Source organism: Candidatus Palauibacter australiensis, assembly GCA_026705295.1.
Lineage (GTDB): Bacteria > Gemmatimonadota > Gemmatimonadetes > Palauibacterales > Palauibacteraceae > Palauibacter > Palauibacter australiensis.
In genome coordinates this window covers 36,687-46,030 of record JAPPBA010000074.1, presented here as the reverse complement: position 1 = coordinate 46,030, position 9,344 = coordinate 36,687, and the positions used below count along the sequence as shown (strand labels likewise).

Below are 9,344 nucleotides of genomic sequence, written 5' to 3'. Positions count from 1 at the left end.
GTCGTCCCATTCCACGTCCTTCAACGCGCGCGCCATGAGACACGCGACGTACAGGATCGCGGCCGCGGTTGCGAACGGGGGGACGGATTCCGCCAGTGGCGAGAGGAAGAGACAGACCAGGAACAGTCCGGACACGACGACGGCGGTCAGGCCGGTGCGACCGCCGGCGCTCACGCCCGCGGCGCTTTCGATGTAGCTGGTCACCGACGAGGTGCCCAGCAGCGTCCCCGCCACGGTCCCGGTCGAGTCGGCCATCAGGGCCCGCTGGATGCGCGGCAGCCTCCCGGCGTCGTCGAGAAGTTCGGCCTGGTGCGCGACGCCGATCAGCGTGCCCGCCGTGTCGAAGAGGTCGACGATGAGGAAGGTGAAGATGACCGCGATCATGCCCAGTTGCAGCGCGGCGCCGATGTCCAGCGCGAGCAGCGTGGGGGTCGGATCCGGCGGCAGCGACGCGAAGCCGTGCCACTCCGAAACGCCGAGGATCAGGCCGAGCGCCGTCACGCCGAGTATGCCGAGGATCGCGGCACCGGGGATGCGGCGCGCCGAGAGCGCCGCGATCGCGCAGAAGCCGAGCAGGGCGAGCACGGCCGGCGGCGCCGTCAGTTCGCCCATGGTGACGAGCGTGGCCGGACTCCCCTCGATGATCTCCGCGTCCCGCAGCGCGATCACCCCGAGGAAGATCCCGATGCCGGCCGAGATCGCCATCTTCTGTCCCCGCGGGATCGCGTCGATGATCCAACGCCGCACCGGAAGCACGCTCAGCGTGACGAACAGCGTCCCCGACAGGAACACCGCCCCGAGCGCGACCTCCCAGGCGTACCCCATGCCGAGCACGACGCCGTAGGTGAAGAAGGCGTTCAGACCCATCCCCGGCGCCAGCGCGATCGGGTAGTTCGCGTACAGCCCCATCACGAGCGTGGCGAAGGCCGCGGCGAGGCAGGTCGCGACGAACACCGGGCTGAACGGCATCCCGGCCTCGGAGAGGATCGACGGATTGACGAAGGCGATGTAGACCATCGTCAGGAAGGTCGTGACCCCCGCCGTCACCTCCGTCCGCACGTCGGAGCCGCGCTCCGACAACCCGAACCAGCGTTCCAGCGTCCCGGTCATCGCCTCTCCTCCGGCTGTTCCGTGGTGACCTGTCCCTCAAGATATCTCTGCAGAAAAGCAACGCGCATAGAGCGCCTCGACCCGCTCCACCTCATCCGCCGTCAATCGCTTGAACTCGCGGGTGCGCGCCCGCCTGGACAGCGTGCCGTGATTCTGACGGAGGAACGTCGACAGGAGATCGATCGTCCGGTCCGGCATGTCCGCCACTTCCTCCTGGACCCGTCGCGAGAACTCGTCGTACTTCTCCAGGTATTCGACTTCTCCGGGGAGATCCCGTGTCACCGTCTCTTCCACACAGCTATACAGAAACTCGGCGTGAGCCGTCGCGTCAAAGAACCGGTAGAAGTCGGCCGTTTCGTTCAGGACCTCGACGTTGTGTCCACTCGTCGCGCGCCGTTCAACCCGGGGCAGAACTCTCGAGGAGTAGCCCCGGAGAACCTCGCGGTACTCCGAGATCCGCCTGAGCATCGGCACGCTCACCGGAAACACCAGGCTTGGCGGACTATAGCCCGCACGGGAGAGGACGTGATGGACCAACCACCGGTGGAGGCGCCCGTTCCCGTCTTCGAAGGGATGGATGTACACGAACCCGAAGGACAGGGCCGCCGCGGATATGACGGGATCGACCGACGTTTCTTCCGCCATCCGGCCATACTCGACCATCCCCCGCATCAGATCCGGAAGGTCTTCCGGGCGTGCACTGATGTGTTCCGGGATCGGGTTACGGGTGCGCCGGTCCCGCTCGCCGATCCACCCGCCCTCGGTCCGGAGCCCGAGCTCGACGAATCTCGAGTCCCCGATCACGAGTTCCTGCAGGTGCACCAGTTCATCGACCCCAAGGTCTCGCTGGCCGGCCTCGCCGATCGCCCGGCCCCACCGGAGTCCGCGATCCGGCGTCGGGTGCTCGCCCTCGATCTGAAACGATGCCTGGCTGTCCTCGAGGAGTAGAAACGCCGCGGCGCGCCGAACGATATCCGGATGGGTACGACCAACGACAACTTGAGCCTGCTCGCCGAGGCGCATGTCCGAATAGCGCTCAAGCTCGGGAGTCCGCCGGACGAGCGGACAGAACCGGTTCGTACCGGGCAGGTTGTTGCGCACACGATGCCGTCGTGAGAGAGGGCCGCTCGCCGAAGCAAACTGTTGCTTTGGATCCACCACCGGAACGGCCTTCACCGTCCCGGCGTCGGGAAGATCCAGGCGCGTGTCCAGCAGCCATTCGTACAGGAACCAGATGCGGCGGGCGTAGGCGCCCGTTGGCTTGGCACGCACCATACGCACGATCTCTCGCGGGTCGATCTGCCTGAAGAGAGCAGCGAGGACCCCCAAGCTCACCCCCTCCCACTTCAAAGCGAACTCGAGGTGTCCTCGAAGACTCTCCTCCGGGGCGTAGCCCGGAGAAAGCAACATCCACTCGCGTGTCGAGGTGGGGCGATGACGCTTGGCGATGGCAGCCATGCGTGGCGGCAGCGGAACTTCAAGGTCGTACCGCGCGATGAGCGCAGCGTAACCCGCAGGTTGCCCGGGTTCTGGAGGCCGCCATCGGAAGTTCATGGAAGAAACCGCATAGTTCACAGAGTTGCCCGTTCTCGCAAGAAAACCTTCACGGATCGCCGAAAACTATCACAAATCTAGCGAAGCGCAAGAAAATCTTCACAATTTTTCCACTGTGGGGAAAACGATCACAAACGGACCCTAATCGTCAAAAATCTTTCGCAGATTTGCGAATCGTTTCACGGTGAGCGCCAAACGCCAAGAAACCTTCACGGATTCGCCGGTCTCTTCACGGATGTGCGGCAAGCGAAGGACGCTCACCGAATCAGGCGGGGGATTCTTCCGGCATCGAGACGAGTTCGTTAGGGCCGGTGAAATGCAGGCCCACAGCGACCCGGCCGGCCATGCTCGAGGCGGCGGCCCGGTACACGTCGGCCTGGATCCGGTAGCCGCGAGCGGTATGCGGCGCCTGGGCCGCCGTGATGGGGTGCGTCTTGAAGTCGATGACGAGGGCATCCAGTCCGTCGTCCAGGCCGAGGGCTCCAGCCAGGCGGGAAGGCGCGGGGCCGACGCCGGGGCCGGGGCCGGGGCCGGCGAGACGCCGGTACAGGTCGAAGGCGCCGAACCGCCAGTCCCGTGCGCCCACGAGGTGCGTGAAGGTGAGTTCCTTCCAGTAGTCGCGGCCGAGGTCGCCCGCCGTGTACCAGGCCCACTCCTCGCTCGCGGCCACGCGGCGGATCTCCTCCTCCAGTTGCTCGCGGTATTCGCTCCCCGGACGGAGCATGGCCTCGAGTTCGGGCTCGTCGAGCGAACCGATGGTCTCTTCAACGACGCGGGCGATCTCCGCTTCCGCCTCCAGCCGCTCCAGCACGCCGTGGATGATCTGGCCCCGGACCAGGGCCGGGAGTCCCGCTTCCTCCGCCGAGGCTTCGGGCGCGAAGTGCCAGGGGGCGAGGGCGCCGTGCCTGTACCGGCGCTCCCATTCTTCCGGATCTTCCTCCAGGAGCATGAGTTCGGTCGCCGAGCGGGTCCAGCGCAGCGGCGGCTCGGGGAGCGGCTGGATCAACGCCGGCGGCGTCGCCGTCTCGTACCGGTCCAGCCACTCCAGCGTCGGCGGGCGGCTCGTCTCGGGGGCGGCACTCACCCCCGCGTCTTGCCGTGTCGTGGCATCACCTTCGGCCAGCCAGCGGTCGTAGCCCTTGTTGCCGCCGGTCGGCCCCACGATGACCAGGCGGTCGCGGGCCCGCGTCGTCGCCACGTACAGGAGACGCGCTTCCTCCGCCTTCGATTCGAGCTCTTCGCGGCGCACCAGGCGGTTGCCCCGCCTCCCGCGGGCATCCGCTCTCAGGCAGAAAAGGGGGCCCAGTTCCGGATCCGACCAGTACACGTTCGAAGGCTGACGCCACAGCGCTTTCTCGACCCCGACCAGAAAGACGACGGGCCACTCCAGTCCCTTGGCCTGGTGAATCGTCGAGAGCGTGACGATGTCATCTTCCTTCGAGTAGAGAGGGGCCTGCGGGAGCCCGATGTCGCGGCTCATCGACCGGTCCCACACCTCGAAGAACGCGGTGAGGTCGTGCGCTCGATGGGACGCCGCGAAGTGAATGAGACTCTGGAGGTTCCCGAGGACCTCCTCCGCACCCTCCATGAGAAGGATGTGAAGGCGGTAGCCGGTGCGTACAAGCAGTTCCTCGATGACCTCGTCCAGTCCCAGCCGCGGCGCGAGCTGGCGCAGATCGTCGAGAACCGAGAGACCCTCCTCGAGCGCCTCCCGTTCGATTGCGGTGAGCCGCGGGTGGTCGGGAGCCTCCGGCCACTCGCCACTCTCAAGCCACCGACTCGCCTGCCGAAGGAGCGGCCCGCGGCGCCCCAGCATGCGCAGACGTACGATGGTCTCGTCCCTGAGTCCGACGAACGGTGAGCGCAGGTAGCCGAACGCCCGCAGATCGTCCCGCTCGTTCTGCAGTAGCCGGAGGGCGTTCAAGACGTCGAGGATCTCCTGACGCTCGCCCAGGTGCGCCATCCCCGACACGAAGTAGGGGATGCCGTAGCGCTTGAGCGTCGTCTCGAAGTGCTTCAGCCCGCCGCGGGAGCGGTAGAGGAGCGCGATGTCCCGAAATGCGAGTGGGCGCAGGCTGCCCGTGTCGGGATCCCGGATTTCGACCCGGTCCCGCGCCTGCAGAATCCAGGAGGCGATGCGGACGGCTTCGGCCTCGCGCCGAGCGTCCACCGTCCTGCCTTCAACGCCGATCCAATCCACCCCGGTCTCCGAATGGTCGGGGATGCCGGCCACCAGATCCGTGTAGCCGATGCGGCTCGGAAGTCGTTCCTCCGCGAGGGCATCTCCCGTCTCCTTCATTGAGGCCCCGCTCACCACGTTCACGAAATCGACGATCGGGGGGGCGCTGCGGAAGTTCCGGGAGAGATCCAGGACTTCGCCTTCCTCCGCGAAATCGGCAGCGACGTCGTTCCACACGGAGATATCGGCGCCCCTGAAGCGATAGATGCTCTGCTTCGGGTCGCCCACGAGGAAGAGTTGGGGGCGGTCCGTGCCCCGGGCGATGGCGAAGGCGATGTCCCGCTGCGTGAAGTCCGTGTCCTGGAACTCATCGATGATGAGCATCCGGTAGCGGTCGCGGATCGCGGCGAGCGCGGCGTCGCCGGACACGCCGGCCAGGAGTTCGGCCGCCCCGAGGACCAGGCTGTCGAAGTCGCGCTGGTTCTCCTCTTCCAGCCAGGCGTTCCAGCGCCCGCGGGCTTCGCGGGCCACATCCAGGAGCTGCGAACAGATCGCGAGCGCCTCTTCGTCTTTTTCCTCGCGCTCAGGACTCGCGGCCAACACGGCCGGCACGTCCAGCGCGCCGGGGCGACCGTGTGCCTCGAACAGGTCGAGCGTACCGTCCTCCACCGGGGGCAGTGCGGGCTGCAGCCACCTCGCGTAACGCCTCTCGCGCCACCGCAGGTCGCGCAGGACGTCCCGCACATGATCGGTCGCGCCTCGGAAGCGCTCCCCGCCGGTCAGCTTCCAGCGGCGGAGCAGCGCCTGAGCCGCGGGGTCTTCCGCCTCGAGCCTTTCGAGGAGGAGCGCCTTGATCAGTTCGTCCTGCTCGGCCCAGGCGCTGTCCTCGTCCAGGACCTCGTACGTGGGATCGATCCCCAGCCGCAGCGCGTGTTCGCGTAGCAGCTCCCCGCAGAAGGAATGGATGGTTCCGACCGAAGCGCGGTCGATCTCCCAGCGCAGGTCGTCTGCGCGATCCGATGCTTCGATCTGCTTCCTGAGTTGTCGCTTCAGGTCGTAGGCCGCCTTCTCCGTGAACGTGATGGCGGCGATCTCGTCGAGCCCGCACGGGTCGGCGGGCGGTTCGATGGGTTCGCCCGTCTCCTCGCTGACGCCGAACGGGAGTCCGAGCCGCCACATGATTTTGCCGACCACGGTCGTCGTCTTGCCCGTACCGGCGTTCGCGACGAGGAGCGTGTCATCCTCGGTCCGGATCGCCCGCACCTGTTCGGGAGTCCACCGGATCTCAGCCATCGGTGCCTGCCTCGCCGCTGTCTGCCCCCCCGCTCACGCCATCGTCCTCGGGGTCGTCTCCGAAGTCTCCGAAGCGGTGTCTCCCGTCGAGTCGCGCCTCGTTGCGACGGATCTCAGGCCTGGGATCCCAGGGCGCCCAACCGCCCTTCCATGAGGCGACCGCCTCGAAGCACCCGGCCCGCACACGGCCGGGGATGGACAACGCCAGGGAAAGGGCCCGCTCGTACCGCTCCTCGCCAAACTCGACGCGACCTCCGTTGAGCGGCTTTCCGGGACTCCTGATCGACCGGTAGCGGCAGGAGCCCATCGCGTAGCCACGTTCAGCCATCACCTGGGCGTAGAGAACGCCCTGAAGGGCGGTGCCGTCATCGAACTTCGGCGCACCCGGGGTTCCGCCGCTCTTGTAATCCAGTACGTGGTGCAGTCCGTCGGCCGTGAGGCTCCGATCCACGCGATCGATGAACCCGCAGAGCCGGACGCGGGCAGCGTGGCCGCGTACATCCTCACCTTCGAGGAACGTGTGCTCGTCGTCGAACCCGAACGCGAACTCGGTGTACACGGGCCGTTCGCTCTTCGCGGCCATGTGCCCCAGTTCCCACGCGATGTAGTCGTGCACCGCGGTCAGGATCGTCCCTCGCGTCTGTTCCCAGAGGGCTTCGACGCCGAGCCATTCTCCCTTTTCCACGCGTTCGGCGCAGACCGCCTCGGAGATCTCCGCCAGACGATCCTCGGCCGCGCCCGAAAGCGAGACAGGGAGCGCGTCCTTGAACTCCGCGTAGAAGCGCTCGAGGATCTCGTGCGCGATGCTTCCGAAGATGAGGGGCGTCGTCTCCTCTTCCGCCTCCTCAACGCCTTCGAGCCACAGCACACGTTCGATGAGGAAGGTGAACGGAGACCGGGCGTAGGCTTCGAGCTTGCCGGCGGACCACCGGTGGCCGTCGTCGAAGCGACGCGCCAGTTCCCGAAGCACGTCCGGATCCCGCAGATGGCCGTTCCAGGGATTCGGCCGATAGGCGGGATGCCGCATCTCGTCCAGGCGCCCGGAGGGCAGGAGAAAGCCGGGGTAGCGCTCAAGCCCCGGGCCGCGGTGCGTTTCCGCCGCGGCCGCCACGATGGCGCGGGCGATCCGCTCGGGGCGGGCGGGGGCGATACGGGTCGATCCCTCCGCATCGGGTCGGCCGAGCGTCTCGAACAGTGCGAAGGCGGCGCGACGGTCCGCCTCGGCCGGGGTGACCGGCTCCTCCTCGTCGGAAGGCCGGCGAATTCGTGGCAACTCGATGGCGTCGTCATGCGGCGGGACCATGAGGGACGGCAGCAGAGGGGTGCCGCCGGCATCTGTCGTCCGGTAACTGACGCACACGGGGCCCGCCTGCTGGGTGACGGCGCGCCACAGCCCGCGCTCCCGGCGCAGCGCCTCGTTGCGATGGCTCACCGGCAGCCCGAAATCGGCGAGACGGCGGCGTTCCGCGTCTGTGAACACCCCTGTGAAGCCGGTGGTGCGCGGGAACTCGCGATCGTTCGCGTGCACAACGAACGTATGGGCGAAGGGAACGAGCGCCGCGTCGTGCGCCTCGAGCACCTGCACTCCCTTCTGTCCCGGCGTCGAGAGGGAAAGTTCGTTCGCCTGCAGGAGTTTCCTGAGCAGCGCATGCCACGCCGCCGGGCGTAGCGGATCGTCCGAGTGGTCGAGATCCCGCCATTCCCTGAGGAGCCGCTCCAGGAGAAGGATCCCGCGCTGGTCGGAGCGCACGACCTCCCACCGTTCCTCGACGGCATCGCACACTCTGCGCCTCAGGCTGAAAACGCCGCGGTCTTCCGCGAGCAGGGCCAGGGTCAGCTCGATCCACTCGGCCTCGGTGCGGCCCCGGTCCAGCGGTGCAAGCACCTCGCACATGGCCGCGAACGCGTCGATGTCCTTCTCGACCCGGTCGAGGAAGAGCCCCCGACCACGGATCTCGCGCGCCTTGTCGATGACGAGTTGCTTGAGGCCGACGAGGCCTTCCGCCCAGGCTTCGAGCCCCACGACGCGCCGGTTCGCGGCGATCGCATCGACGCTCCGGAGGTCTACGCGCGTGTTGAAATAGGGGTGCTCGAGGAGAGCCCGCAGGGACCGGTAGTCCCAGTTTCGGGCCGCTCCCCGCAGGAGGAGGAGGAGGGCCTTAAGCGCCGGGACCTCGTCCAGCGGCGTCCGGATACGTGCCGTGGCCGGAACGCCGGCCCGACGGAGAGCCCGGTATGCGCGGTGCGTGTTATCGCGGCCGGAGCGCGCCACAACCGCGACCTTATGCGGCTCCGCGGCGCCCGATACCAGAATCTCCTTGACCTGTCGCGCCACCCAGGCCATTTCCCGCGCCGCGTCCGGGACGGGTTGTACCTTCAGCGGCTGCGTGCCCCCGCCCGATTCGTCAACGACCTCCGTTCGGGCTGCAAGTCCGTCGAAGAACGGATCGGGCTCCGGCTCCAGTGGGAGATAGAGATGGACGTCGACCTCCTCCTGCCGGGCGAGCGCTTCGATGATGCGGCGGCGCGTGCGCGGACTCCCGATGCTGTAGATGTGCAGTTCGCGGGCGCCCCCGACGGCCCCGGGGAGTCCACCCGCCTCGATCCGGTTCGCGATGTGTGCGTTCACGGAACGGGCATCCAGGAGGTCGCGTTCCCGCAGCGAATCGAGATACGCGCGGTAGACCTCTACCGCCCACCGGTTGCGGCGTCGTGCGAAGTCGTCACCCCCGAGCCGATCCAGCGCCCGTTCGAGCCGCTCCGGCGGCACGCCCTCCGGCAGCAGGTCGCCGAAAAGCCGGTCGAGCATGTGCCCGCGGATCACGCCGTCGCCCCGGCCGGGCTCCCGCGCGAGGATTCGCCGCCCCAGCCGCGCCGCGTGCCGGCTCACCAGCCGGCGGCGCGTGAGGAGCCCGACGGACTTCTCCCGGATGCCGAAGCGGTCGACAAGGTCCCCGAACAGGGTCACGGGCGGGTCGAGCCACCCCGGATGGCCGCGTGCCTGGGAGACTTCGTACAGGAGGTCGCGAAGGTGTGCGTTGTTGAGCCAGATCCAAGCCGACGCCTCGACGCCGGGCTCAGCCGGTGACGCCGCCCCCGCCAGAAAACGCTCGGCGCACGCCTCCCACAGCGGGGCTGCCGCCGGCGCTCGAACTACGTTGACAGGCACGCGTCAGATATCGCGTGAATCGATGGTCACCTCCTCGGC

At 67.7% G+C, this 9,344-nt stretch carries 4 protein-coding genes; all 4 read right to left on the bottom strand.

Translation table 11 applies throughout. The annotated features are described in order from the left end of the window. A partial coding sequence (locus OXN85_05585; GenBank protein MCY3599421.1) for an NCS2 family permease occupies positions 1-1,110 on the bottom strand: 1,110 nt, incomplete at its 3' end. 36 nt (positions 1,111-1,146) lie between these two features. After that, positions 1,147-2,385 (bottom strand): Fic family protein, encoded by a 1,239-nt coding sequence (locus OXN85_05580; GenBank protein MCY3599420.1) that lies wholly within the window; start codon positions 2,383-2,385, stop codon positions 1,147-1,149. Between the two features lie 544 nt (positions 2,386-2,929). After that, positions 2,930-6,136 (bottom strand): UvrD-helicase domain-containing protein, encoded by a 3,207-nt coding sequence (locus OXN85_05575; GenBank protein MCY3599419.1) that lies wholly within the window; start codon positions 6,134-6,136, stop codon positions 2,930-2,932. Next, on the bottom strand, positions 6,129-9,305 hold the full coding sequence (locus OXN85_05570; GenBank protein MCY3599418.1) for a PD-(D/E)XK nuclease family protein: 3,177 nt from the start codon (positions 9,303-9,305) through the stop codon (positions 6,129-6,131). Before OXN85_05570 ends, OXN85_05575 begins: the two co-directional genes overlap by 8 nt. Positions 9,306-9,344: the final 39 nt, after the last annotated feature.